Origin of the sequence: Kitasatospora sp. NPDC057965 (genome assembly GCF_042887135.1) — a bacterium.
Lineage (GTDB): Bacteria > Actinomycetota > Actinomycetes > Streptomycetales > Streptomycetaceae > Kitasatospora.
Genome location: NZ_JBHVPZ010000003.1, coordinates 187,755 through 213,937, shown reverse-complemented (window position 1 = coordinate 213,937; position 26,183 = coordinate 187,755). Strand labels below are relative to the sequence as shown.

General features: G+C 74.4%; 18 protein-coding genes and 2 pseudogenes. 8 read left to right on the top strand and 12 right to left on the bottom strand.

Features of this window, described 5'->3' with window-relative positions:
- The first annotated feature begins 49 nt into the window (after positions 1-49).
- On the top strand, positions 50-2,299 hold the full coding sequence (locus ACFVVU_RS04830; RefSeq protein WP_380683787.1) for a SpoIIE family protein phosphatase: 2,250 nt from the start codon (positions 50-52) through the stop codon (positions 2,297-2,299).
- Positions 2,300-2,345: 46 nt separating this feature from the next.
- On the opposite strand, the gene ACFVVU_RS04825 is transcribed toward ACFVVU_RS04830, so the two are convergent.
- From ACFVVU_RS04825 to ACFVVU_RS04800, 6 genes are all read right to left on the bottom strand, one after another.
- Positions 2,346-3,374 (bottom strand): DUF2637 domain-containing protein, encoded by a 1,029-nt coding sequence (locus tag ACFVVU_RS04825; RefSeq protein ID WP_380683786.1) that lies wholly within the window; start codon positions 3,372-3,374, stop codon positions 2,346-2,348.
- 242 nt (positions 3,375-3,616) lie between these two features.
- Positions 3,617-4,573, bottom strand: coding sequence for a (2Fe-2S)-binding protein (locus ACFVVU_RS04820; protein ID WP_380683785.1), 957 nt, complete (start codon positions 4,571-4,573; stop codon positions 3,617-3,619).
- 178 nt (positions 4,574-4,751) lie between these two features.
- Positions 4,752-5,471 carry a hypothetical protein gene (locus ACFVVU_RS04815; RefSeq protein ID WP_380714873.1) on the bottom strand — a complete coding sequence of 240 codons (720 nt, stop codon included), beginning with the start codon at positions 5,469-5,471 and terminating at the stop codon, positions 4,752-4,754.
- A 322-nt stretch (positions 5,472-5,793) separates the two neighbouring features.
- The gene (locus tag ACFVVU_RS04810; protein WP_380682911.1) at positions 5,794-6,660 is read right to left on the bottom strand and encodes a hypothetical protein; all 867 of its coding nucleotides are present in this window, start codon (positions 6,658-6,660) and stop codon (positions 5,794-5,796) included.
- A 219-nt stretch (positions 6,661-6,879) separates the two neighbouring features.
- On the bottom strand, positions 6,880-7,479 hold the full coding sequence (locus ACFVVU_RS04805) for an NTP transferase domain-containing protein (RefSeq protein ID WP_380682912.1): 600 nt from the start codon (positions 7,477-7,479) through the stop codon (positions 6,880-6,882).
- Between the two features lie 64 nt (positions 7,480-7,543).
- Positions 7,544-8,539 (bottom strand): GlxA family transcriptional regulator, encoded by a 996-nt coding sequence (locus ACFVVU_RS04800; RefSeq protein ID WP_387788403.1) that lies wholly within the window; start codon positions 8,537-8,539, stop codon positions 7,544-7,546.
- Between the two features lie 122 nt (positions 8,540-8,661).
- Between ACFVVU_RS04800 and ACFVVU_RS04795 the strand changes: the two genes are divergently transcribed.
- From ACFVVU_RS04795 to ACFVVU_RS04785, 3 genes are all read left to right on the top strand, one after another.
- A complete protein-coding gene (locus ACFVVU_RS04795) occupies positions 8,662-9,576 on the top strand; it encodes an NAD-dependent epimerase/dehydratase family protein (protein ID WP_387788402.1) in 915 nt (304 codons plus the stop codon).
- Between the two features lie 149 nt (positions 9,577-9,725).
- Positions 9,726-10,490, top strand: coding sequence for an HNH endonuclease family protein (locus ACFVVU_RS04790; protein WP_387788401.1), 765 nt, complete (start codon positions 9,726-9,728; stop codon positions 10,488-10,490).
- Between the two features lie 144 nt (positions 10,491-10,634).
- Entirely contained in the window at positions 10,635-12,287 is a 1,653-nt protein-coding gene (locus ACFVVU_RS04785; RefSeq protein WP_387788400.1) for an alpha/beta hydrolase, read from the top strand.
- Between the two features lie 67 nt (positions 12,288-12,354).
- Here ACFVVU_RS04785 and ACFVVU_RS04780 read toward each other — a convergent pair whose 3' ends face one another.
- Positions 12,355-14,808, bottom strand: a complete 2,454-nt coding sequence (locus ACFVVU_RS04780) for an ArnT family glycosyltransferase (RefSeq protein WP_387788399.1) — start codon at positions 14,806-14,808, stop codon at positions 12,355-12,357.
- Between the two features lie 91 nt (positions 14,809-14,899).
- On the bottom strand, positions 14,900-16,024 hold the full coding sequence (locus tag ACFVVU_RS04775) for an alpha/beta hydrolase (RefSeq protein ID WP_380682919.1): 1,125 nt from the start codon (positions 16,022-16,024) through the stop codon (positions 14,900-14,902).
- Positions 16,025-16,173: 149 nt separating this feature from the next.
- Between ACFVVU_RS04775 and ACFVVU_RS04770 the strand changes: the two genes are divergently transcribed.
- Together ACFVVU_RS04770 and ACFVVU_RS04765 are read left to right on the top strand one after the other, a co-directional pair.
- Complete coding sequence (locus tag ACFVVU_RS04770; RefSeq protein ID WP_387788398.1) at positions 16,174-17,202, top strand: hypothetical protein; 1,029 nt, start codon at positions 16,174-16,176, stop codon at positions 17,200-17,202.
- Between the two features lie 188 nt (positions 17,203-17,390).
- Positions 17,391-18,200, top strand: a complete 810-nt coding sequence (locus ACFVVU_RS04765) for a hypothetical protein (protein WP_380682921.1) — start codon at positions 17,391-17,393, stop codon at positions 18,198-18,200.
- Between the two features lie 11 nt (positions 18,201-18,211).
- Here the strand turns inward: ACFVVU_RS04765 and ACFVVU_RS04760 are convergent, their stop codons facing one another.
- Positions 18,212-19,057 carry a hypothetical protein gene (locus ACFVVU_RS04760; protein WP_387788397.1) on the bottom strand — a complete coding sequence of 282 codons (846 nt, stop codon included), beginning with the start codon at positions 19,055-19,057 and terminating at the stop codon, positions 18,212-18,214.
- Between the two features lie 201 nt (positions 19,058-19,258).
- Here ACFVVU_RS04760 and ACFVVU_RS04755 point away from each other — a divergent pair.
- Positions 19,259-19,879, top strand: a pseudogene (locus tag ACFVVU_RS04755) (serine protease); the annotation flags it as partial.
- 204 nt (positions 19,880-20,083) lie between these two features.
- Positions 20,084-20,812 (top strand): annotated as a pseudogene (locus ACFVVU_RS04750) (putative Ig domain-containing protein); the annotation flags it as partial.
- A gap of 342 nt (positions 20,813-21,154) precedes the next feature.
- Here ACFVVU_RS04750 and ACFVVU_RS04745 read toward each other — a convergent pair.
- From ACFVVU_RS04745 to ACFVVU_RS04735, 3 genes are all read right to left on the bottom strand, one after another.
- On the bottom strand, positions 21,155-22,801 hold the full coding sequence (locus tag ACFVVU_RS04745) for a hypothetical protein (RefSeq protein WP_387788396.1): 1,647 nt from the start codon (positions 22,799-22,801) through the stop codon (positions 21,155-21,157).
- Between the two features lie 153 nt (positions 22,802-22,954).
- Entirely contained in the window at positions 22,955-24,832 is a 1,878-nt protein-coding gene (locus ACFVVU_RS04740; RefSeq protein WP_387788395.1) for a CocE/NonD family hydrolase, read from the bottom strand.
- 147 nt (positions 24,833-24,979) lie between these two features.
- Entirely contained in the window at positions 24,980-25,912 is a 933-nt protein-coding gene (locus ACFVVU_RS04735; RefSeq protein ID WP_380714875.1) for a hydrolase, read from the bottom strand.
- Positions 25,913-26,183: the final 271 nt, after the last annotated feature.

Genomic DNA, 26,183 nt, shown 5'->3' with positions numbered 1-26,183 from the left:
GCCCGTCCGGACGGTCGGCGCGGTCCGCCACGGCAGCGGCAGGAGCAGCATGCCCACAGAGCCCGAGTCACCGGGGCCGGCCCTTCCCGCCGGTCCGACCACGACCGGCTCCGGGCGGGCCAGACCCCCCGCGCAGGCGGTCCGGCGGCACCCGCTGCGCACCGCCCCCGGCCTGGCGGCCGGTCGGCTGGCGCCGATGCTCTCCGGTGGTCTGCCGCTCTCCCCGGGTGACTCCACACCGGACTGGCTCGAACCCGCGATGGCGGCCAACGGCATCGGCTCGTTCGACTGGGACATCCGCCGCGACGTCCTGGAGGGTGACCAGCGGGCCTGCGCCATCGTCGGCCTCGACACCGCCGAGAAGGGCCGCTTCGACCGCACCTCCGCCTCCTTCCTGGCCCTGCTCCACCCCGAGGACGCCCCCGTGGTGCGCCGCCGGGTCGAACGCGCCGTCGCCGAACTCGGCCAGTGCGGTGCCTACTACCGGACGGTCGGCCGGGGCGGTGCCACCCGGGCCGTCCGGTTCCGCGGCCGGGTCCTCGCCGACGCCTTCGGCCGCGCCTCCCGGATGGTCGGCTTCGTCTGGGACGCCACCGTCGAGCTGCACAAACGCGACCGCGCCGACCGGCTCGCCCTGCTGCGCGAGGAGCGTTCCCGCTTCATCAAGGAGGCCGCCCGCGCGCTCTCCGAGGCGGTCACCGTGCGGGACGTCGCCCGGGTCTTCACCGAGCTGCCGCTGCCCGGCCTGCCGCCGGACGGCCTGGTGCTCGCCTCCTTCGAGGCCGGCCGGGTGCAGATGCTCGGTGCCTCCGGCTACCCCACCGAGGAGCTGGCCGGCTACGACCGCTCGGTGCTGCCGCCGAGCCACCCCGCCGCCGAGGCGCTGCGCGGCCGCGCCCCGGTGTTCTGCGCCAGCCGCGAGGAGTACCGCGAGCGCTACCCGGACGTCTGGGAGCAGGCCCGCCGCACCACCCGCAGCTCCTGGGCCTTCCTGCCGCTGGTCGCCAGCGGCCGGGCGATCGGCCTCTGCGTGGTCAGCTTCGATGACGACCGCCGGCTCGACGCCGACGAGCGCACCCTGCTCTCCACCCTCGGCGGCCTGGTCGCGCAGTCCCTGGCCCGGGCCCGGCTGCACGACGCCGAGCACGAACTGGCGGCCGGCCTCCAGCGCGTCATGCTGCCGCGCACCGTGCCGTCCGTGCCGGGCGTCACCACCGCCGTCCGCTACCTGGCGGCCGGTTCCGGCCTGCAGATCGGCGGCGACTGGTACGACGTGGTGCCGCTGCCCGGCGGCCACGTCGGCCTGGTGATCGGCGACGTCCAGGGCCACGACGTGCACGCGGCCGGCATCATGGGCCAGCTGCGGATCGCGCTGCGCGCCTACGCCGCCGAGGGCCACCCGCCCGCCGCGGTGATGGCCCGGGCCTCGCGCTTCCTCGCCGACCTCGACACCGACCACTTCGCCACCTGCACCTACGCCGAGGTCAACGTCGACTACGGCGTGGTCTACGCCGTCCGGGCCGGCCACCTCGACCCGGTGGTGCGGCGCGGCGACGGCACCGCCACCACCGTCCCGGTGGCCGGCGGGCTGCCGCTCGGCATCGCCCCGGACGAGGAGTACCGGGTCACCCGGTTCAGCCTCGACCCGGGCGAGACCGTGCTGCTCTGCACCGACGGCCTGGTCGAGGCGCGCGGCATGGACCTCGACGAGGGCATCGCCCGGCTCACCGCGGTGCTCGCCGAGCCGCTCGCGAGCCCCGCCGCGAGTGGCCGCGACCCGCTGGACGAGCTCGCCGACCGGATCGCCTCGCAGGCCGCCGACTCCAGCGAGCGCGAGGACGACATAGCGCTGCTCCTGCTGCGCTGGGACGGCCCCGAGGGCGGCCTGGCCGCGCAGCAGCTGCGCCGCCGGATCGGCCAGGCCGACCTCGCCCGGATCTCGGAGGTCCGCGCCGAGCTGCGGGACGCGCTGCGCCGCTGGGGCGTGGCCGAGCTGATCGACACCGCCGAACTGCTCTCCTCCGAGCTGGTCACCAACGCCATCCGGCACACCGACCGGGACGCCATGTTCACCGCCCGCCTCTACCGGGAGCCGGTCGCGGACGGCGGCCGGGCGCGGCTGCGGGTCGAGGTGGAGGACGAGTCGGACCTCTGGCCGACCCGCCGCACCCCGGGGGAGCAGGCGTCGTCCGGGCGCGGGCTGATGCTGGTCGAGGCGCTGGCCGACGGCTGGGGCGTGGAGCCCCGGGGGACGGGCAAGCGGATGTGGTTCGAGCTCAGCGTGACGCCCGCGGACTGACGTTCGGCGGGCGCTCGACGGGCGGGCGTTCAGCGGTTCCGGGGCGTCAGCCGAACTGCTGCTCCAGGTCGTTCAGCTTCTGCTCCAGGAAATCCAGCCGGGGCAGGGCCGCGGTGTTCTGCTCGGTCGTGAGGTCGACGGTGCGCCGCTCGGGCCCGGCCGGCAGGCCGGGCTGGGCGGCCGCGCCCCCGGCGCCGGGCCCGTCGGCGCCGGCCGCCCTGGCGGACTCCGGGCCGGACTCCAGCTGCCGGGGCGCCGCCGGGGGAGCTCCGCCGCCGCGCTGGCGCCAGACGCTGTTGGTGCGGTTGATCGCCCGGATCTCGGCCCGCTCGCGGCGCCCCGCCAGCCTGCGGCGCTCCTTCTCCCGGATCCGCTCACGCTTGTCGTTGCGGACGTCCTCGACCGCCTCGTCCAGGCTGCGGACGTTCTCCAGCAGCATCAGCGACCAGGCGGCGTAGGTCTCGCGCGGGGCGCGCAGCCAGCGGACGATCCGGATCTGCGGCAGCGGTCGGGGGACCAGCCCCTGCTCGCGCAGCGCGGCGCGGCGGGTCTGCTTGAGCGCCCGGTCGAACAGCACGGCGGCCGAGAGCGACATCCCCGCGAAGAACTGCGGCGCGCCGGCGTGGCCGAAGCCGCGCGGGGCGTGCACCCAGTTGAACCAGGCCGAGGCACCGGCGAACAGCCAGACCAGCAGCCGGGAGCCGAGCGCCGCGTCGCCGTGGCTGGCCTCGCGCACCGCGAGCACCGAGCAGAACATCGCGGCCCCGTCCAGGCCGAACGGCACCAGGTACTCCCAGCCGCCGGACAGGTTGAGGTTCTGCACCCCGAAGCCGACCAGGCCGTGGAAGGAGAGCGCGGCGGCCACGGCCGCGCAGCAGAACAGCAGGGTGTAGGAGGCCCCGCCGTACAGGGACTCCTTGCGGCGGCGGCGCTCCTCGGCCCGCTCCCAGGAGTCCGCTCCGCTCCCGCCGCCGGTGCCTCCCCGGTACCGGGCCAGGGCCACCAGGAGTGCGGTGAGCAGCAGCACCGCGACGCCGGTGACGGCCCAACCCAGCGGTATGTCGGACAATTTCATCGCCTGGACCAGCCTCGCTTTCCTGCGTTTTCCCGCGCCGCGATTCCTGCGCCGTGATGGCGGGGACCATCATGGCGGATGCGCGGTCGGAGAGCGGCTGATTTCCTGTCAATGCACCGGAGCGAGGGATTTCTGCCGGGGGATAAGTCGTGCCGTCATATTGATATGAGAAAAGGGGAGCCGGGAATTCCGGACCCGTCGAAGGTCCCGGTCCGGCCCGCGCCGGCCTGCGTAGAACTCCGTCAAACCCGCGCGACGCGGGGGCAGCCCGCGCACATCGCCTCGATCCGCGCCGTGTAGACGAGGCAGCAACTGGCCCGGCATCGCTCGGACTGTTCGATGCGCGCCGGGGAGCCGGGCGCCGGAGCGGTGAACCCGGCGCCCGGCGTGAAGGGCGCGCACTCCGGCGCGCCGGGTCCGTCCGCGCCGAACAGCGCGGTGAGTTCCGTCCGTACGCGCTCCTCCTCGCCGAGCCGCCGGCCGACGTACCAGAGGCCCTCCACCACCGAGTCCGTGGCCATCGCCCAGAGCGTGCGCGGCCCGCGCCGCACCTCCGGACGGAAGGCCGTCAGCACCGGGGTGAGGAAGTCCGCGAGCGCCGCCCGGAGTTCGGCGGCCAGCGCGGTCTCGTCGGCCACCGTCCGCGCCGCCCGGACCGCCGCCGGATCGTGCGACAGGCAGACGAAGGCGTCCTGGCTGACCGTCAGTTCGCCGCTGCGGCGGCGGACCGAGACATCGGCGGGCGCGAGCAGCGGCACCCGGCGCTCCAGGAACCACGGCAGGGTGAACAGCAGCGAGGCCTGCCAGACGAACCGGTGCAGCCCGATGCCGGCCGCCACGTCCGGCCGCAGCGCCCGGCCGTAGCGGGCCAGGCCCTGCCGGGCGTCGTGCGCGACCAACTCCCGCAGTGCGTCCGGGTCGGCCGTCAGCTGCGCCCCCGCGATCCACCCCCGCCCGGAACGCGGCGGCGCACACCGCACCCGCAGCTCGGGAACCACCTCGCCGAGCCGCCGGTAGACGCCCGACCCGGGTGGCAAGGGGACCTCGGCGCCGGCCTGGTCGGGCCGGTGGACGTGTGCGGCGGCCACCGGTTCCGGGGCGGTGCGCGGGGGAGCGGTGGTGAGGGAGGGGGCGGGGCCGTGGCGGCGGGTGGTGGGGTCGGCCCGTTCGGCGGCGGGTCGGGCGCTGCTCGCGGTCATGGTCGTGCCCCTCGGGTCGACCGGGCCGACCGGACCGTCCGGTCCGTGCCCGGCCGGGGCGTGCCGTGACACCGCTGCGCCGTACGTCCGGGCCCGGCCGGCCGGGCCCGGCGGAGCCCGGGAACGGCAAGGCTGACCCGGCCGGGTCACTGCTCGACCCGGCCAGGTTAGCCTCACCTTAGCTGATCGGCCCCTGGCTCTGCCTCTCGACGCGTCCGTCCGAGGGGGCGCCCGGCGCGCGCCCCGCACCGAGCTGGCGCGCGAGCCAGACCGGTACGCCTCCGAGGGCCTGCACCAACCGGGCCGCCTCCGCCCGCAGCCGTGTGGCCTCGGCCGGCTCGGACACCTCGGCCAGTGCCGCCAGCGCCGGCGCCACCCCCACCGTGAAGCCCAGTTGCTCGCGCAGCCGCAGCGAGGCGTCGAACCCCTCCCACGCTCGCTCGCGGTCCCCCGCCGCGAGCGCCAGCGCGGCCAGGTGCCGCCAGGTCGACGAGCGCAGCAGTTCGTCGCCCCGCTCGCCCGCGCCGTCGTGCGCCCGCCGGTAGGCGATCCAGGCCGCCGTCGGGTCGCGCAGCAGGTTCTCCGCGACCAGCCCCCGGCGGAAGTCCAGCAGTGGCCGGCCCGGTGCGTCCGGCGGCAGCAGGGCCGAGGTGCGGCCGAGCGCCGCCTGTGCCTCGTCCAGCCGGTCGCGGGCACCGAGCACGCTGGCCACGTACGCCAGGAAGCCCCGGGCGCAGGCCGCCGAGGCGCGCTGCTCGGTGGTCGCCGCGACGGCCTCGGCCAGTCGCAGCGCCTGCTCGGCCTGACCCCAGTGGGCGGCGGTGAACAGGCACTGCTCGATCAGCAGTTCGGCCCTGACGAGCGCCGCTGACGGGTCGCGCTCGGCGGTCGGCCGCAACAGCTCGGCGGCCTCCCGCCAGCACGCCCGGGACCGTAACCGCCATACGGTGTCCCCCGGCTCCGGAGGCGCCGCCGGCCCCCGTGCGTCCCGGCCACTAGGGCCCCATCCGTGCTCCGACAACGCCACCTCCTTGTGTGCGCCATCCAGCAGGAAAGCGGGCCCCTCCCCACTCGTGGCATGACGCGCCACAGGCCCGCGTTGTGGCGGCAATTCAACACGGGGGCGAGCTTGTGCACCAGATCACGAGCGGAGGTTGTTGCGCTCGGCCGGGTTTTCGTCTAAACGATCAGCGGGCGGGCGGCCGGGGCCCGAACGGGCCTCAGGACGTCCAGCCGGTCTCCATCAGAGCCTCTGCGGCGCCGTTCGCGGGCTGCGGCACACCCGCCAGGTCCAGGCTGAACAGGGCGACCAGCAGCTGCTCCCCGCGCACCGTGGCCTGGTGCGAGTAGCCCGCAAGAGTGAACATCGCGGCGGCCATCTCCTCCGCGTGCAGGGTCTGCAGCCAGAGGCACTCGACCGACTTCACGTCCGCCGGCTCGGTCCAGGTGTCCACCTGGGCGACCATCCGGCTGCCCAGCAGGGTGACCCCGTCCCGCTCCTGGGCCTCCGTCAGCTCCAGGTCGTCGAAGCCCAGCCATTCCAGGTAGCGGGCCGCGGTGAACACCGCGTCCTGCGAGGTCCGCACCGGGTGCGGGCGGAACGGCGCGCGCCGCCGCCAGGGCGCCGCCGGGGTGCCCGCGCCCGTGGCGGGTGGTGCCGCGGCGGGGGCGTCCAGCGAGTGCGCGGGCCGCGTCGGGTGCGGGTGGGAGGCCCGCGGGCCGGCGGCGGTGCCCAGCGGACCGGCGGTGGAGCCGCCCAGCCGGGTCGTCCGGTCCACCGGGAGCCGCACGGTGGCTCCGCAGTTGCAGGTGAACTCGGGCTGCGGCCACTGGTCGGAGCGCCCGCAGTGCGGACAGCGCATGCTCAGCCAGGAGTCCTCCCAGGACCGGAAGCGCACCTGCACCGGCACCCCGCCGCGCAGTAGCGGCACCTTGAGCGAGGCGCCGCAGGGGCAGGGTAGTGACGGCGGTTCGTAGAGGTGCTCCCGTCGGCAGGCGGGGCAGCGGATCGCCCGGGCGCCACCCGCCGCCCCCGGGCCGCGGCCGGCCGGGTCGTGTCCGGTGAAGTCGTCGGGCAGTCCGGGCATGGCGGGCACCGTCCGTTCGAGTCGGGGGTGGGTGACGTGTCCCATGCTCCCCGAAACCCGCCGGACACGGCGCGGAATGCGGCAATCCTCAGGGAGGAATCAGGGGTGTGCGCTCGATCGATCGGCGGTGAGGAGGAGAGGACTCCCCCTCGCGTGGGAGCCGGGGCCGTTCCCGGGGCGGACCGGGGTGAACGCGTGCGGCCCGGTCCGCCCCGTGAGTCACCCCGCGCCCCAGCGGGCGAGGTCGGCCGGGGTGTCCAGATCGTCCGGGGCGGCGACGTCGGCGCACTCGACGAGGACGAGCTCGTCCGGGTGCGCCGCCAGCAGGGCGCGCGCCCCCGCGTCGCCGTGTGCGGCGGCGAGCGCCGCGGCGAAGTACCGGGCGCCGATCAGCACCGGATGCCCGCGCCGCCCCTCGTACGCGGCGGCGGCCAGCTCCGCCCCGCCCCGGTGCGCGGCCAGCAGCCGGGCCACCGCGGCCGGGCTCACCCCCGGGGTGTCCACCAGCATCACCAGCGCGGCCGAGGAGCGGGCCGGCAGCGCGGCCAGACCGGTGCGCAACGAGGAGCCCATGCCGCTCTCCCAGTCCGGATTGGCCACCAGACGGCAGCCCGGCAGGTGCGCCGTCGACCGCACCCGTGCCCGGTCCGCGCCCAGCACCACCGTCACCTCCCGGCAGCCGCCCGCCCGGGCCACCGCCGCCGCGTGCTCCACCAGCGGCCGGCCCCGGTAGCGGAGCAGTGCCTTCGGCCGTCCGCCCAGCCGCCGTCCGCCCCCGGCGGCCAGCACCACGGCGGCCACCGCATCGCCCTGTTCCATGCGCTCAGCGTGCCCGCCCGGGGCCGTCGCCGAACAGCCCGTCGGACGGCGGTCGGTCGCGCGCTCAGCCGCCCGCGCGGGCCGTCGGGCGGGTGAAGTGCGCGCGGTAGGCGCGTGGGGTCATGCCGACCCGCTGGAGGAGGTGGCGGCGCAGCGAGTCGGGGGTGACGAAGCCGGTGCGGGCGGCGACCCGCTCGACCGCCAGCTCGGTGGACTCCAGCAGCTCCCGGGCCTGTTCGAGGCGCTGGGTGAGCAGCCACTGCAGCGGGGTGGTCCCGGTCTCGGCCTGGAAGCGGCGGTTGAGGGTGCGCACGCTCACCCCCGCGTGCGCGGCCAGTCCGGCCAGGGTGAGCGGCTCGGCGAGCCGGGCGAGGGCCCAGGCCCGGGTGGCGGCGAGCGAGCTGCCGTCCGGGGCGGCCACCGGCGTCGGCAGGACCTGCCCCTGGCCGCCGTCGCGGACCGCCGAGACCGCCGCCAGCCGGGCCACCGCGTTGGCCACCGCCGCGCCGTGGTCGGTGCGCACCATGTGCAGGCACAGGTCGATGCCGGCGGTGAGCCCGGCCGAGGTGAGCACCGGGCCGTCGTCGACGAACAGCGCTTGGGGCAGCACCCGGACGTTGGGGAAGCGGTGCTCCAGCGCGCCCGCCTGCACCCAGTAGGTGGTGGCGCTGTGCCCGTCGAGCAGTCCGGCCTGGGCGAGCACGAAGGCGCCGGTGCAGATCGAGGCCATCCGCGCGCCCCGGCCGGCCGCGGTGCGCAGGGCCGCCAGGATCCGCTCGTCGGCGTCGGCCCGGGACGCCGATCCGGTGACGAGGACGGTGTCGGCCGTGCTGATCGCGTCCAGGCCGTGCGGGACGACGACCTGGAGGCTGCCGGTGCTCGCCACCGGGCCGGGCTCGACGGTGCAGATCCGCACCTGGTAGGCCGGGCGGCCGTCCACTTCGGCGGAGCCGAAGACGATGTCGGGGATGGTGAGGTCGAAGGCGGTGACCGGCGGCACGGCGACGACCGCGATCCGGTGGACGCCCGAGGGGGCGGGCGTGGGCGCGGACGAGGGCATGGCCAGAACCTCCGGAACCTTGGCAGCCGGAGCCCTGCCGCGCGGCGGGGCCCTGGCCGAGAGTTGATCACGGCGCCGCGCAGTCCGGCGCCACCACCCCTCAGGCAACCAAGGAGCCTTCCATGTCCTTCCACGTCGTCACCGGCGCCGGCCCGACCGGTACCGCCACCGCCCTGCGCCTGGCCGGGGAGGGTGAGCAGGTCCGCCTGGTCACCCGGCGGGGCAGCGGTCCCGAGCACCCGGGCATCGAGCGGGTCGCCGCCGACGCCACCGACGCCGACGCCCTCACCGCGCTCGTCGAGGGCGCGCACTCGCTGATCAACTGCGCGGCCCCGCAGTACCACCGCTGGCTGACCGAGTTCCCGCCGCTCGCCGCCGCCCTGCTGACCACCGCCGAGCGGACCGGCGCGGGCTACGTCATGCTCGGCAACGTCTACGGCTACGGACCGGTGGCCGGCCCGCTCACCGAGGACCTGCCGGCCGCTCCGAGCAGCCGCAAGGGCACGCTGCGGGCGGCCCTGTGGGCGGACGCGCTGGCCGCCCACGAGGCGGGCCGGGCGCGCGTCACCGAGGTGCGGGCCAGCGACTTCGTCGGCCGCGGTGCCACGTCGCTGTTCGCCTTCACCGTGGTGCCCGCCGTGGTGGCCGGCGAGCGGGTGGGCTACCCCGCCGACCTGGACGCGGCGCACAGCTGGAGCTACGTCGGCGACGTGGCCGCCACCCTGGTCGCCGCCGCGCGCAACGAGACGTCCTGGGGCCGGGCCTGGCACGTGCCCAGCACCTCCGAGGTGTCCGCCCGCGAGCTGGCCGGGCGGCTGGCGAAGGCGGCCGGGGCGCCGGAGCCGGCGCTCACCGAGGTCTCCCGGGCGGAACTGGCCCGCTCCGGCAACGAGATCCTCGCCGAGGTGGAGGAGATGGGCTACCTGTACGACCGGCCGCTGCTGCTCGACTCGACGGTGACGCGGGAGACGCTGGCGGTGGCGGCGACCCCGCTGGAGACGGTGGTGGAGGAGAGCGTCCGCGCGCTGCGGCCCTGAGCGCGGACGCGGCGGGGCGGCGGGGCGCTCGGGCGTTCGGTGTGAGCTTCGCCATGATCGAAATGCTCCCTGTTGTGGTGGCTTGACCGCCCGCTGGGCGGCTGGTCTGCTGGTGCGCCGTCAGCCGCCCGCCCACCTGGGGAGTCCCCGTGCCCGCCCGTCGTTCCACCCTGTCCGCCGCCGCCGTCGTCCTCCTGATATCCGCCGCGGTGCTGAGCAGCTGCTCGGACGACAAGAAGTCCGGCGGCGGCGCGTCCACCGGGGCGGCGGGTGCCGCGAGCCGGGGCACCAGTCCGCTGGAGAACCCCGACGGCACCAAGCCCGGTCTGGCGCCGCTGACTTCGGCCGCGGACCAGAAGGCGGGCCGCGAGCTGATAGCCAAGGTCGCCACCGCCGCCGCCGGCCCCAAGGACGGCTACGACCGCAATGAGTTCGGACCGGCCTGGACCGACAACGTGGACGGCATACCGGGCGGTCACAACAACTGCGACACCCGCAACGATCTGCTGGCCCGCGACGGTTCGGCGGTCGAGCGCAAGGACGGCTCGAAGTGCACGGTCACCTCGATGACCATCTACGACCCGTACACCGGCAAGACGGTCGACTGGAACAAGCAGCAGGCCTCGAAGATCCAGATCGACCATGTGATGCCGCTGTCCTACGACTGGCAGATGGGCGCCAGCAAGTGGGAGAAGCTGAAGCGGGTGCAGATCGCCAACGACCCGCTCAACCTCATCCCGGCCGACGGCTCGCAGAACGCCTCCAAGGGCGACTCCGGTCCGGCCGCCTGGCTGCCGGCCAACCCGGAGATCCGTTGCTCGTACGCGGTGCGCTTCGCGCAGGTGTCGCTGAAGTACCAGCTGCCGGTGACGGAGGCCGACAAGAAGGCGATGCTGCAGCAGTGCGGCGGCTGACGGGGGCTGAGGAGTAGCCGAGGAAACGTTTCCTCGGACGGTTCGTCGCTCTTTGTCCCGAAGCGGGCGGGACGGGCGGGGTGCGGCGGGTGGGGCACCATCAACCGTGTGATCGTCAGGTGGTATTCGTATGCGGTGCATTCGATGATCACCCGGTTCTCGCGACGCGCCCTGCCCGCCGTCGCCGCGGCCGCCCTGCTGGCCGCCTGCACCAGCTCGGGCGGCTCCACCGACGCGGCCTCCGGCACGCCGTCCGCCGCCGCGACCACCACGCCGTCGCCCACGGACCCGGCGACCGCCACCCCGACGCCCACCCCCACCGCCACCGCCACGCCCACGCCGACCGTCAAGCCCACCGGTCAGGCGGACCCGGCCCTCCAGGCCTTCTACGGTCAGCAGCTCGCCTGGGCGGCCTGCAAGGACGACCCGAAGACCGCGAAGATCGACGAGTCGGCGGTGCAGTGCGCCACCCTCAAGGTCCCGCTGGACTACGCCGACCCGTCCGGCGGGAGCCTCGACGTCGGCGTCGCCCGGATCGGCAGCGCCAGGCCCGGCGAGCGGACCGGCTCCCTGCTGGTCAACCCGGGTGGGCCCGGCGGCAGCGGCGTCAGCATGGTCCAGCGGAGCCAGAAGGGGTACGACGGCCCGCTGCGCGACCACTACGACATCGTCGGCTTCGACCCGCGCGGCACCGGCCTCAGCTCGCCGGTCAAGTGCCTGGACGACAAGGCCCGTGACAGCTGGCTCACCGCCGACGACCTCGGCCCCGAGCACGGCAAGGTGCTCGCGGACGCCTGCCAGGCCAAGTACGGCAAGCTGCTGGAGCACATCGGCACCCGCGACACCGTCCGCGACATGGACGTGCTGCGGGCCGCGCTCGGCGACCAGAAGCTCAGCTACCTCGGGTTGTCCTACGGCACTTACATCGGCAGCGTCTACGCCGAGGAGTTCCCGGACCGCGTCGGCCGGCTGGTCCTGGACGGTGCGGTCGACCCGGCCAAGCCGCTGACCGAGAACAACATCGAGCAGTACGCGGGCTTCGAGCGCTCGCTGAGGGCCTTCGCCGCCCACTGCGCCAAGCAGAAGCAGTGCCCGCTCGGCAAGGATCCGGACAAGGCGCCCGAGAAGCTCGCGGACTTCCTCGACGGGCTCAAGCAGAAGCCGCTCACCACCAAGGACGGGCGCGTCCTCACCTCCAGCGTGGCCTGGACCGGTGTGATCAACGGCCTCTACGGCGACGAGCGCGCCTGGGACGCGTTGGCCGACAGCGTCGGCGCGGCCATGGTCGGCGGCAAGGGCGACGGCCTGCTCGGGTACGCGGACGACTACAACGACCGCGACAAGGACGGCCACTACAGCGTCTCGGCCGACGCCTACACCGCTGTCTACTGCGCCGACGGTGCGACCGGTGTCCCGACCGGTGACGCGCTGCAGGCCGCGTACGCCGAGATGGCGTCCAAGGCCCCGCTGATCAGCCGGCGCGAGCCGGGATCCGCGCTGTTCGACCCCGACTGCCGCAGCTGGCCGTTCCGCTCGCCCGAGAAGGCGCACGCGATCACCTCGAAGGCCACGACGCCGATCGTGGTGGTCGGCTCGACCGGCGACGCGGCCACCCCGTACGCCAACGCCGAGAAGCTCGCCGCCGAGCTCGGCAACGCCGTACTGCTCACCCGCGAGGGCGAGGGGCACACCGGCTACTGGCGCAGCGAGTGCATCCGCACGGCCGTGAACGCCTTCCTCGTCGACGGCACGGTGCCGGCCGCCGGGACGCGCTGCGCGACCGACACCGCGAAGTGATTCCTCAGCACAGCACAACGGCGGGGCGCGGTACGGTCGTTCACCGTGCCGCGCCCCGCCGTCAGGGTCAGGACGTGGGGGACCGGGTCAGGTCGTAGAAGGTCGAGCCGCCGACGGTGCGGGCGGTGTAGTGGCTCGCCACCCACTCCTCGATCTGGGCGGTCTGCGACCCGGACGACTCGCCGTCCGGGGCACCGGGCATGCCGTTCACGCCGGTCGTGGTGGTGCTCTCGTCGCCGACCGCGCGGCGCGAGCCGCCGCCGATGAACCAGTGCACCTTGCCCTCCCGCACGTACTGCTGGAAGGCCTCCAGGCTCAGCGAGGGGTCGCTGCTGTTGAAGCCGCCGAGGGCCATCACCGGGACACCGGAGGCGAGTTGGTAGCTGGCGGCGTTCTGCGAGCCGCTGGTGGCGGCGGCCCAGCGGTAGCCGTCGGCGCCCTCCTTCAGCAGGGCGGCAGCCTCCTCGCTCACCTTGGCGCCGTTCAGTAGCCCGGCCATGCCGCCCATGCCGCCGGCCATGCCGCCCGGGAAGCCGCCGCGGGTGCGGTTGCCCCGGTTGCCGTCCTGGCCGCCGTTCTGCTGCGGGGAGCCCGGGACACCGCCTTGGCCGCCGTCCTGGCCGCCGCCCTGCTGTTGCGGGGCGCCGGGGAAGCCGGGGAAGCCGGGGAGACCGCCCGTGCCCCCCGGACCGCCCGCGCCGCGCCGGCCGAAGCCACCCGGCCCGAAGCCGCCCTCCACGGCGGGCCCGGCCAGCACGATCGAGCCCTGGTGCGGGGTGTTGACCGTCTCCACCGCGTACGCCGCCGGACCGCCCAGCGCCGCCGCCGCGCCCAGCAGGCCCGCCACCGCGGTCAGCCGTCCGGCGAGCCGCGAGGACCCGCCCGCCGCCCCGTCCGCGGCCCCGTCCGCCCGGCGCGCGAGCCGCGCGGCCAGCGGTCCGGCGACCAGCAGCGCCACCGCCGCGAGCAGCCCGCCGGCCAGGACCGTCGGCCGCAGCCACGGCAGGAAGTCCTTGCTGCGCCCGAGCAGCACGTACGCCCACACCGCCGTCACCGCGAGCGTGCCGGCCAGCACCGCCGCGTACGGCAGCCGGTGCCGGGCCCGCCACAGCCCGTCGACGCCGATGCCGACCAGCGCCGCGACCGCCGGGGCCAGCGCCACCGTGTAGTACTGGTGGAAGATCCCGGACATGAAGCTGAAGGTCAGCGCGGTGCAGAGGAGCCAGCCGCCCCACACCAGGAACGCGGTGCGCGCGGTGTCCGTCCGGGCGTGGCGGCGGGTGGCCCACAGGCCGAACAGCAGCAGGATCAGCGCGGCGGGGAGCAGCCAGGCGATCTGCCCGCCGATGTCGCCGTCGAACAGCCGGGTGATGCCGGTCGTGCCCCAGCCGCCCCCGCCGCGCATCCCGCCGGGCGGACCCCCGGCCGTCGCGCCTCCGGGCCCGGCGCCGAACGCCGCCTCGAACCCGCCCGCCATCCGGTTGCGGCCGCCGCCGACGCTGCCGGTCTCGTTGCCGTTGAGCCGGCCGAAGCCGTTGTAGCCGAAGGTGAGCGAGAGGAAGCTGTTGTCCTGCGAGCCGCCGATGTACGGCCGCGCCGAGGCCGGGACCAGCTCGACCACCGCGACCCACCAGCCGCCCGCGAGCACCATCGCCAGCCCGCCGGCCAGCAGCTGGCGCACCCGGCGCCACAGCCCGGTCGGCGCCACCACCAGGTAGACCAGCGCGAACGCGGGCAGGACCAGGAACGCCTGCAAGGTCTTGGTGAGGAAGGCGAGTCCGAACATCACCCCGGTGAACACCAGCCACCGGGTGCCGGCCGCCTCGACGGCCCGCAGCAGCCCGTACGCGGCCAGCGTGAGCAGCAGCACCAGCAGCGCGTCCGGGTTGTTGAAGCGGAACATCAGCGCCGCCACCGGCGTCAGCGCGAACGCCACACCGGTCAGCAGCCCGGCGAGCGGCGAGAAGCGCCGGCGCACCGCCGCGTACAGCACGGCCACCGTGGCCACCGCCATCAGCGCCTGCGGGGCCAGCACCGACCAGGAGGAGAGTCCGAAGACGCGGGCCGAGAGCGCCATCGGCCAGAGCGCGAGCGGCGGCTTGTCGACGGTGATGAAGTTCCCGGCGTCCGAGGAGCCGTAGAAGAGGGCCTTCCAGCTCTGGCTGCCCGCCTGGGCGGCGGCCGAGTAGAAGGAGTTGGCCCAGCCGGAGGCGGACAGGCCCCAGAGGTAGAGGACGGCGGTGGCCGCCAGCAGCGCCAGCAGCGCGGGCCGCGCCCAGCGCGGGTCGTCGGCCCGCCCGCGCCAGGTCCGGCCCGGCAGGGTGCGCAGCCGCTCGGCCCAGGAGGCCGGCCCCTTGGGGCCGGTGGGCGGCGGCGGGAGCTCCGGGAACAGCGGCGGCCCGGCGGGCCGCCCGGGCGCCGACCCCTCCGGCGTGGGGGCGGGCGGCAGCACCGGGGGCGGGTAGTCCCCGGCCTCCGGCCAGGGCTCGCCGGCCGGCGGGGTGAGGCTGGTCGTGGTCATGGGCGCTACGCTCGGGCGCCCGGGTGAGAGAACCGTGAGACGCGGGTATGAGGCGCCTGTGATCCGACCGGCGCGGTTCCGCCGCCCGGCGCTACGCGGCCTGCGGCATCGTCAGGTGCTTGCCGAGCCACTCCAGGGCGGGCGGGATCTCCCGGGTCCAGGTGTGGAAGTTGTGGCCGCCGGTGTCGAGGGTGATGGTGGAGAGCTTGGTCGGCGCCTTGAAGGAGTTGACCATGGCCTGGGTGCCCTCGTAGTTGTTCTCGTCGTAGCTGGTGGCGAGCAGCAGCGAGACCGGCTCGGCGGGCTTGTTCTTCAGCCGCCAGACCAGGTCGTTCTCCTGCTTCAGCTGGGCGTTGCCCGCGAACAGGTCGCCGGTGGTCTCGTCGATCGGCGCGGTGTAGTAGCCGGAGAGCGAGATCGCGGAGCGGTAGGCGTCCGGCTTGCGCAGCGCGAACTTGAGGGCGCAGTAGCCGCCGGTCGAGTTGCCGATCACCGCGCGGTTGGCCGGGTCGGTGCCGATCCGGTAGTTGGCGGACAGCGCCGTCGGCAGGTCGCTGGTGAAGAAGGTCTCCACCTGGGGCCCGCCGGGGATGTCCATGCACTCGGTGTCGCGGTTGCCGGAGAGCGTCGGGCGCATCAGCACCAGGACGGTCGGCGGCAGCTTGTTCTGCTCGATCGCGGTCAGCGTGGACGCCGGGTACTGCATCAGCGTGATCAGCTTCTCCGCCGAGCCCGGGTACCCGGCCAGCACCAGCGCCATCGGGAACTTGCGCTGCGCGTACTCCGGCTGGAAGTACTGCGGCGGCAGGTAGACGAAGGCGTCGCTGTTCAGCCCGCTCGCCCTGCCCCGGACCGACACCTCCTGGATCAGCCCGGAGCGGTCGCGGGCCGAGCCCTGCGCCGAGTACATGTTCTTCTCGCCCGTGACGGCCAGCGCGGCGGCCGCGTTCGGCTGGTGGTCGACCACCTCGCCGGGCTTGCCGTTGGTGCCGAGCAGGTCGCTCCAGGAGCTGTAGAAGCCGAAGTAGCCGTTGGCGATCAGCCCCATGGCGACGAGCACCGCGACCTGGGTGGCGAGGAACGCGCCGAGCCGGCCGCTCCAGGCCTTCCAGCCGCCGCCGCCGAATCTCGGCCAGAGCCACATCGTGGCGGCGAACACGCCGATCGCGATGACGGCGGCGATGATCTGGAGGGGGAGACCCGTGAGGCTGAGCACGGACCGATCGTAGTTGACGTCGGAGACCGCTCCGTGCGCTCCGTGGTACGCCCCCGCTACGCTTCGGTGCGCTGCAAATGCGCCCTGTTGACCGCGTCTTGTCGGATCGCAATCATGTCCGCGGGGACAGCAGACAGCACGGAGTGTGCATGGATCAGTACCGAAAGATCAACCGGGGGAGCGGCATGAAGTCCTTCACCAAGGCCGGCGTCGCGGTGGGCACCGCCCTGCTGCTGGCGGCCTGTTCGAGCGGTGGCTCGGGCGGCGGCTCGGGCGGCGGATCCGCCAGTGGTTCGGGCAGCGGACCGGCATCGTCCGGCCCGTCCGACGGCTTCAACACCGCCCTGCCGGCCCCGACCCGCACCGCGACACCCACCCCGACCCCGACCCCGACGCCGTACGGGCCCGTCCTGGCCGGCTACATCGACCCGGTCGGCGTCGCGCTCGGCAAGATCAACCCGTCGGCCAACCTGAACAACTTCATGATCGGCCTGCAGGAGGCGGCCAGCGCGGCCAACTCCGCGAGCAGCGGACTCGGCCTGAGCGACACCCCGGCCACCGTCGGCACCACCAAGCGCCAGCTGGTGAACGCGCTGTCGCAGCTCGCCACCGACCTGACCAAGATCCGGACCGGGATCAAGTCCAAGACCTACTGCACCACCGGCTCCGCCTACGCCCAGGTCGGCCTCTCCGAGGGGCTGAAGGCGATACCGGCCTCGCTCGCCGAGATGGCGGCCGCCGGGTACACCACCAACTTCACCGTCCCGCAGACGCCGCAGCCGCAGACCCGCTCGCTGGACAACGGCGCCTTCGTCACCAAGGGCCGACTGCGGGGCGGCGGCGAGTTCCACGTCGACAACACCGCCGGCACCGTCGACTCCGTGGTGTCGCTCTACAAGGGCGGCAAGACGGTCCACTCGCTGTACGTCGGCAAGGGCAAGGAAGCGGCGATCGAGGGCGTCGAGGACGGCGACTACGACGTCTACTTCTCCGAGGGCGTCGACTGGGACTCCTCGCTGAAGATGTTCACCCAGAGCTGCAGCTACACGAAGTTCGACGACTCGCTGTCCTACACCAGCGGCCGGAACTACGTCTCCTGGACGATCACGCTGACCGCCAAGGTCGGCGGCAACGCCAAGACCAGCGACGTGGACGAGGAGACCTTCCCGCAGCAGTAGGCGCCACCGCGTTCAACGGACGGGGCACCGCCGGACGGTCCGGCGGTGCCCCCGGGCCCGTTGGACGGCGCCCCGCCCAGGCTCGCGGATCGGCCAAATCGCCTCCGGGGGACGGACTTCGGCGACGGCCCGGACTGTCGCGCGCCTCTTGCGGGGCAAGTGTCGGTGCCGCGTGCCAGACTCCCGGCATGGCCCCTGAACCGCTCGCCACCCTGACCTTCGCCGCCTGGCGCCGTCTCGACCGCACCGCCGCCAGTCGTCTCGCCACCCAGATCGCGGGCAGCGTCGGCGGCCGGCTCGACCGCGTCGAGGAGGTCGAGCACCTGGGCGCGCCGCTGCACCGGGTGCTGGTCGAGCGCGGTGGGCGGATGTTCGCGCTGATACCGGGTGGGCGGGTCACCGTCGGCTTCGACACGGCGAGTTGGCGGCCGTCCGCCGAACTCCTGGCCAGCTACCGGGAGGAGAGCGTCAGCCAGGGCTTCGGTGACGGGGACCTGCACGCCCACCTCGCCCGGGTCCTCAGCCCGCGCCGGACCGTCACCGTGCCGACGCTGCTGATGGCCGTCGAGGGCGAACCGCTGGAGGAGGAGCCCGCCGACCTGCCGGCCGTCCTCGCCGACGAGGGCCTGCGCCTGCCCACCCCCGACGAGTGGGAGCACGGCTGCGGGGCCGGAGCGCACACCCTGTTCCGCTGGGGTGACGAGTGCCCGCTCGACCGCATCCCGTACGGCCCCGAGCCGGGCCCGCACACCGGCCCCAACGCCTTCGGCCTGCGCATCGCCCACGACACCTACAGCTCGGAGATCACCAGCGATACCGGCGCCATCTACGGCGGCGACGGCGGCGAGTCCGTCTGCGGCGGCTACGGCACCGTCCTCGCCTGGCTGCCGCTCGCCACCGCCAACCGGCACCCGGACCTCGCCGCCATGGTCTTCGACGAGGACGGCGACTACTGCACCGAAGACCTCTCCGCCCGCCCCGTCCTCGCCCTCCGCTGACGCCTCGGCGGTTACTCCTCCTCGACCCACTCCGGAATGGTCCACCGCAGCACCGTCCCGCCGTCCGCACCACGGTCCAGGGTGACGGGGTACACCCGCCCCCAGTCCCGCTCACCGTGGTGCCGGACGGCGTGGTCGCCCTGGCACCACCCGAAGCCGAGCACGGGGCAGCCGCCGACCTCGATCTCGCCGACGGTCAGCGGGCGGGTGCGGCCGGCGCACTCGAAGCGGTGGAAGTCGGTGTGCGGGTCGACGGAGGAGACCACGCCGACGCCGTACGCCGAGATCTCGGCGGCGAGCGCCGTCGCCTTCTCGACGGGCAGGTCCAGGAAGCCGTACGGACCCCGCTCGTCCCCCTCGTACTGCGGGATCCGCACCCCGCCGAACCGCTGGTACGCCTCCTCCTGGTCCCGCCCCCAGTAGCTGACGTCGGCGAGCCCGTCGGCCGGCTCCCCTTCAAGCCCGATCCAGGCGTCCAGCCCGACCGCGTCCCCGAGCATCATCCCGCCCCGGTCCACCGGTAGGTCCCCGACCGGCACCGGCGCCTCCCGCCCCGCCGGCCACGGTACCCCGAGCTCCACCTCCAGCTCGGCGATCGCCGGCTCGTCGTCGAACGGCGACGGTGCCGTCCGCGCCCGCACCGCCAGCGCCCGCGTCCCGTCGACGGCAACCGCCACCGCCTCCGCCGGCCCCTCCAGGAGGTGCCCGCTCCCGTCTCCCCGCGCCACCGCCTCCCGCGCCCGCTCGGACAGCGGCGGCCCGACCTCGGGCCAGTGGTCCAGCCAGAGGGCCATCCCGAATACGAGCACCCCGGAAGGCGCGGTGACGGTCCCGAGGTGCGTGAAGCTGTCGTTCATGTGTCCGATTCTGCCGCGCTCGCGCACCCGCTCGGAACTCGCCCGGCTCCGGCAGCCGCATCGGTGATCCGGCGCCTCCGGGCGGATTTCTCCACCTGACTTCTGCTCGCACCGTTGACCAATTGATGTGGTCATGGCACTTTCGTGCGGCGCGGGCGTCCGCAACCGGTCGTACGCCCCGCATCCCCCACAAGGAGAGCCATGTTCAAGAGACTTGCCGCCGCGTCCGCCGCGAGCGTCGTCATCGCGGGGGTCCTGACCTCCGTGGCGGTCGCGCCCGCACAGGCGGTGCAGGCCGGTGACCTGACGTCGACCATCGCGCTGAGCAACTGCTCGGCCTCGCTGGTGCGTTACCCCTCCTCGGTCGACGCCGACCGGGCCCTCATGCTCACCAACGGGCACTGCCTGCCGACCATGCCGTCCGCCGGCCAGGTCATCCAGAACCAGTCCGCCAGCCGCAGCGGCACCCTGCTCAACGCCACGGGCGGCTCGCTCGGCACCGTGACGGCCGACAAGATCCTCTACGCCACGATGACCGGCACGGACGTCGCGCTCTACCAGCTCACCGACACCTTCGGGTCGATCACCTCCAAGTTCGGTGCGACGGCGCTGACCATCAGCGACACCCACCCGGTCGACGGCTCGGCGATGTTCATACCCTCCTCGTACTGGAAGCAGACCTGGAACTGCTCCGTCAACGGCTTCGTCGGCACGCTCCGCGAGGACGCCTGGACCTGGCACGACTCCCTCCGCTACAGCTCCGGCTGCAACACCACGCACGGCACCTCGGGTTCGCCGATCGTCGACGCCGCGACGAAGAAGGTCGTCGGCATCAACAACACCGGCAACGACGACGGCCAGATGTGCACGCTCAACAACCCCTGCGAGGTGGCGGCCGACGGCACCACCGCGGCCTACCAGGGGCAGAGCTACGGTCAGGAGACCTACTGGTTCACCACCTGCCTGGGCAACGGGCGCGTCATCGACCTCAACGTCAGCGGATGCCTGCTGACGAAGCCCGCGGGCAGCGGCTCCGTCTCGGTCGTCAACCCGGGCAACCAGTCGACGGCGGTGGGCGGTTCGGCGAACCTCCAGATCCAGGCGAGCGGCGGTTCGACGCCGTACACCTACACCGCCACGGGGCTGCCGGCCGGCCTGTCGATCAACGCCTCCACCGGCGTGATCAGCGGCACCCCAACTGCGGCCGGCACCTCCAACGTCACCGTGACGGCGAAGGACTCGGCCGCCAGGACGGGCAGCGCGAGCTTCACCTGGACCGTCACCGGCGGTGGCGGCGGCACCTGCACCCCGGCGCAGCTGCTCGGCAACGCGGGCTTCGAGACGGGTACCGCCGCGCCGTGGACGACCTCCAGTGGCGTGGTCGACAACTCGTCCTCGCAGGCGCCGCACGGCGGTACCTGGAAGGCGTGGCTGAACGGCTACGGCTCGACCCACACCGACACGCTGTCCCAGACGGTGAGCATCCCGGCGGGCTGCTCGGCGACGCTGAGCTTCTACCTGCACATCGACACGGCCGAGTCCGGCACGACGGCGTACGACAAGCTGGCCGTCCAGGTCAACGGCACCACGCTGAAGACCTACTCGAACGTCGACGCGGCCGCCGGCTACCAGCTGCGGACCTTCGACCTGTCGGCCTACGCGGGCCAGGCGGTGACCCTCAAGTTCACCGGCACCGAGGACGTCTCGCTGCAGACCAGCTTCGTGATCGACGACACCTCGATCGCCACGAGCTGACCTGTCGGTTGACCCCTCCCGCCTGCCGCCCGGCCCCCGAGCCGGGTGGCAGGCGTGTTGTGTGGGCACTTGCGCGGCGTAGGAAGTCGGACAGGCCGACTTCCTGCTCCCCGCGCACGCGGGTGGCACGTGCTGGTAGGTAGCCGGCCGTGGTTGGCGGCCGATCGGGATGGGTGCCGGTGTGACGTGGCGGTTCCTGCCGTGAGCGCGTTCCGCTGTGCCTGGGTTGCCCGAAGCCAGGATGGTCGGCTTTGGAGGACCGGGGAACCAGGGGTTGCCGGATCCCGCTGATCTGCGGCGTCCGGCCACCGCAGGCACCCTCCGTTGCGGCGGGCCGCCGGCTCACCGTGGAGGGGGAAGTTCGCCGAGGAGGACGCGCCCGTCCACCGTCCCGAGCACGAGCCGCCCGGGCGCGGTCGCGGCGAGGGAGAGGGCCACCGTCGGGACACCGCCCACCGAGAGCGGGGCGCGCCGGCGAACAGTGCCGTCGGCCGCGTCGAGGGCGAGGATCTCGCCCGAGAGGAGGGCGGCGAACACGGTGTCGCCGTCGGAGTCGAGCGCCGTGACCGGGTGCTCCACGGGGAACACCCACCGCGGCGCGCCGTCCGGGAAGCGGCGGCAGGCGACGAAGGCGGGGTCGGCCTTCGGCCCGCGGTCGACGTGGATCTCGCCGGCGTGGACCAGGGCGCCGCCCGTTCCGTCGCTCCCCGCGAGGCGGACGGCCGGGCCGCCGGTGAGACGACGGGAGCGTTTGCCGTCCCAGTCGAGCGGGAACAGCCGGCGGATCTCCGGCCTGCCGCCCTCGCGCTTCGCGGGGTCGACGGCGACGACCCACTGGTCCTTCCAGTACGTCTTCCTCCCGCCCTGGAGGAACAGTGGTTCGGGGCTGCGCCGCACCCCGAAGTACATGTTGACGGAGTCGAAGCAGCCGAGCGCCGGCCCGGCGGACCGCGTGCCGTCGGGGGCGAGCAGGGTCATCGGGGTGTTCCGCCGGTCGAGGCGGGTGTCGCGGAGGGCGAGCCGGCCGTCGAGGCCGGCGGCGAGGGCGGCGGGGAAGTCGACGTCGACGGTGTCGAGCGTGCTGCCGTCGGCGAGCGAGACCCGTTCGACGAGGCCGGGGACCTCCTCCCATCCGACGCCGTGCGCCCAGCGGCCCGGGCGGGTGACATTGACCCAGGCGGACGTCCGGTCGGGGGAGACGTGCAGTTCGTGTGCGCCCTCCGGGTCGGGCACCGACCACTGCGACTCACCGGACGGCGACCAGCTCTCCAGCTTCGTCCCCTCCAGCGCGGCCAGCACCCGCCCGTCGTCCAGCGCCTCCACCGCCCACACCTGGCGCCGCGGCGACCACGTCACGCCGTGCGCGTCGGCGAGCGCGGCGAGCGCCTCGCGGGCGGCCTGCTCGGCGCCCTCGGGGCGGCGCGACGCCCGGACGCGTGGGCCGGTGAGGTCCCGGTAGGAGATGCTGCGGGGGGCGACCCGGCGCCAGTCGTCGCGTTCGAGGACGGGGGCGAAGCCGTGGGTCTCGGGGGCGTCGTCCGCGTCATCGTCGGGCGGGGCCACGACCAGCTCCAGCGCGCGGCCGTCCTCTCGCCAGCGCACCCGGCGGACTTCCCAGTGGCCTTCGAGCACGGAGGTGGTGGTGCCGTCCTCCACGTCGACGAGCAGGAGTTCGCCCTCGTACATGTAGCCGCCGTCGTACGCGCCGGTGCCGACGGCGAGCAGGGGGAGGCGGGGGTGGAGGGCGAGGTCGAGCACGGGCCACCGGCTGTGGACGAGCTGCCGGCAGCGGAGGTCGTCGAGCCCGAAGACGCCGACGCGGTAGCCGTACCAGGAGCCGAGCGCGCGGCCGCCCCACTGCAGGTGGCCGACGCTTCCGCCGACGGCGACCAGCCCGCGCGCGTCGTCACGGACGAGGGCACTGGGCTTCCCGGCCTCGGCGAACGGCCCACCGCCGAGGATCCGGCGGATGTGCAGGGGCTCGTGCATGGGGCTCCTCCGGGCAGATCGTCGGAAGATCCTCGCACGTCATCGGCTGGAGCGGTCGGACAGTCGGACGATGCCGCGCTTCGGGCTCACTCGGGTACTCCGGGCCGGGTACGGGCCCGAGGTCGCCGTCGGGCTCGCGGGGACATCCACAGCTCAGCGAGGGATGCGGTGGTGCCACTCCTTGGTGAAGACGACGTTGCCGGCCTCCTCCGCCCGCACCTGGGTGCGGGCGAGGAGGTGGGTGGGGTCGCAGCGGAGTTCGGCGCGGGTGTGGACGGTGACGTCCCAGCCGAGGGCGGGGCGTTCCAGGCGCACGGTGCGGTCGGTGCGGGCCAGCGCGCTGAGCGGGGTGGCGGTGAGGACGCGGTAGGCGGTGACGGTCTGTTCGGCGCGGACCAGGCCGTCGGGGTGGGTGCGGGTGCCGTCGGTGGCGGGGGAGAGCTCGGTGCGCCACTCGCGGCGGCCGATGTCGTGGACGGTGACGCGTTCGGGGTGGGCGGTGAGCGGTTCGGTGAGGTGGAGCGGGGGCGGCAGGGGAAGGGTGGGGGAGCGGAAGGTGAGGTCGTCGGCGTGCGGGGCGGGGCGGTGGACGACGGGGACGGTGAGGGTGGAGCGGGAGGGGTCGAGGGCGAAGCCGGCCGGTTCGGGGCCGGGCCAGGTCCACGGCCAGTAGGTGGAGGAGAGGGCGAGCCGCAGGCGGTGTCCGGTCGGGACGGTGGTGCCGGTCGGGGCGAGTTCCACCACGGCTTCGGCGGGATCGTCGGCCCGGCCGGCGAGGGCGCGGATGCCGCGGGTGAGCAGGGTCGAGGTGCCGTCGGGGGCGACGGCGCACAGGCGGGCGGCGATCAGCGCGGGGCCGGCGGCCGGTTGGAGGTGCAGGGTCAGTGACGGGGTGCCGAGCAGGTCCAGTGGCTCGGGCAGCGGGCGGGAGTCGAAGCAGACCGAGCGGCCGTCCTCCTCGCGCTGGTCGGGCGGCTGGTCGGCGGGGCGGCCGAGCGGGACGTAGGCGCCGGCGTCGAGGCCGGTGTGCTGCGGCGAGTGGACGTGCACCCAGCGGTCCTCGGAGGCGGTGCCGGCGGCGCGCAGCGGGCCGTCCAGGCCGTAGTGGACCTCGCGGAGCCCGGGCGGGGGCCAGGGATCGACGCCGGACCAGTGGCCGGCGTGCCAGCTGCGCAGGGCGGGGGCGGCGAGGGCGCCGGCGTCGATGTCGCGCAGCCAGTGGTCGTACCAGCGCAGCGCCTCGGGGAGGAGTTCGTCGGGCAGACCGTGCGGCCAGGGGCCGAGGACGGCGCGCACCGCGGGGGCGCCGCCGGCGGCGGCGAGGGCGAGCACGGTGGCGGCGGACGGGTCGGACCAGCCGGCGGCGGCCAGGGTGGGGACGGCGGCGGCCGGCACGTCGGGGGACGGGGCGGCGAGCCAGTCGGCGAGCGGTGGTTCGAGGGCGTCGAGCCGGGCGAGCCACATCGCCCGCCAGCCGTCGCCGACGTACTGCGGGTCCGGTGGGCGGGCCGCGTCGGCGAGCCGGTCGGTGGCGCGGGTGTGGCCGTCGGCGGCGAGGACGGCGCCGCCGAGGCGATGCGGGCCGTCGGGGCAGACGACGACCGCGGCGTGCACGGCGTCGGGAGCGAGCGCGGCCAGGCGCAGGGCGGTGTCCCCGGCGGCGCCGGTGCCGAGCAGGCCGACCCGGCCGCTGCACCAGGGTTGGGCGGCGAGCCGGCGGACGACCTCGGCGCCGTCGGCGGCCAGGGTGTCCGCGGCGGCCGGACCGTCGGCGGCCGGGGCGACGCCGCCGGAGTTGCCGTGGCCCCGCGCGTCGACCCGGACGGCGGCGTGGCCGTGGCCGGCGATCCAGGGGTGGTGGCGGGCGTCGTCGGTGGCGGTCCAGTCGGTGAGGCGGCCGGTGGAGTACTCCAGTACGACGGGGACGGGCTCGTCGGTCACCGGGCGCCAGAGGCGGGCGAACAGTTCGGTGCCGTCGGGGAGGGGGACGCGCAGGTCCTCGCGGGTGGTGCGGTAGGGGTACGAGGGCATGGCCGCTCCATCGGGTCCCGGTCGGTGCGCACCGCCGTGGCTCACGCCAGGCCGGTGCGGATCATTCCGACAGTAGGGGAGGAAGCGGGCGCGCGCCCGGCGAGCGGACGGCCGGGCGCGCGCGGGACCGGGAGGCGGCAGGGGCCGTCAGGCCTTGCTCAGCCAGGCGGTGGCGTTGAGGGCGAGCGCGGCGTTGGTGCCGGCCGGGTCGTTCCAGCCGTTGAACAGGTTGTTGCCCGGCTGGCCGGTGCCGTCGTCGGCGGGGGAGCTGTCGCCCCAGGCGGCGACCCGGCCCGTGCCGTAGCCGCTGGTGAGGAAGAAGGCGCCGGTGTTCCCGGAGTAGCCGGTGCGGTAGACGATGCCCTTGACCTTGGGGTTGTCGGCCGGCTTGAGGGTGAAGGTGGTGCCGGAGCGCAGGATCGACCCGGTGACGGTGCCGAACGGGCCGTGCAGCACCGGGTCGGCGGCGTCGTTGACGGCGCGCGGGTTGTCGGTGGAGATGTTGGCGATGTCCACCGAGAAGCCGAACGGGTCGTTGTTGTTCACGCCGTTGTTCGTCAGCAGGTCGTTGATGATCGCCGGGGAGTCCCAGCCGTCGTTGTTGCGGTCGCTCTGGTTGTGGTCGGAGATCAGGAAGAGTCCGCCGCCGTTCTGCACGAAGCGAACGATTGCCGACTTTTCCGACGTGGACAGCCGGATGTTCGGCTCCGGCAGCACGAAGGTGTCGAAGTTGGCGAGGTCGAGCGCGGCGCCGGTGCCGTAGCTGATGGTGGAGCCGGCCGGCAGGGTCTTGAGGCTGTACTGGCCGGTCCTCTGCAGGGCGACGCCCCAGGCGGAGAGCGCGCCGGTCCAGCTCTTCTCGGTGGTGGGGTTGGCGTTCTGGGCGAGCGGGTCGGGCTGGGCGGTGGAGATGATCCAGTCGGCGTTGCCGGCGGTCTCGCCCTTGCTGTTGTCGAACAGGACGCGGTGGGGCGGCGCGGTGGTCGCGGCGGAGGCCGGGGCGGGGGCGCCGAGGGTGGCCAGACCGGTGGCGAGCAGGGCGGACGCGGCCAGCGCGGCGGCGGGTCGAAGGTTCATCATGTGCCGTCCCTCCAGAGGGGGTTGGGGTTCGGGGCAGCTGAGTATCCGCGCGTAGAACGGCGCTCGCGGGGCACTCCGGGTTACCGCCACTTGTACGGTGCATGACGATCTCGGCGCGGCGGTCCCGCTCCCGGGCCGGCGGTGCCGCCGGCCCGTTCGACCGCTATCCGGTGACCAGGTTGTAATTGCGAATGACTTGCAACTATTTGCGACAAGAAGGAAAGATGGCCCAGCTCCGAGGGCCGGACAGGACCCCGGAGCCCCGACGGCC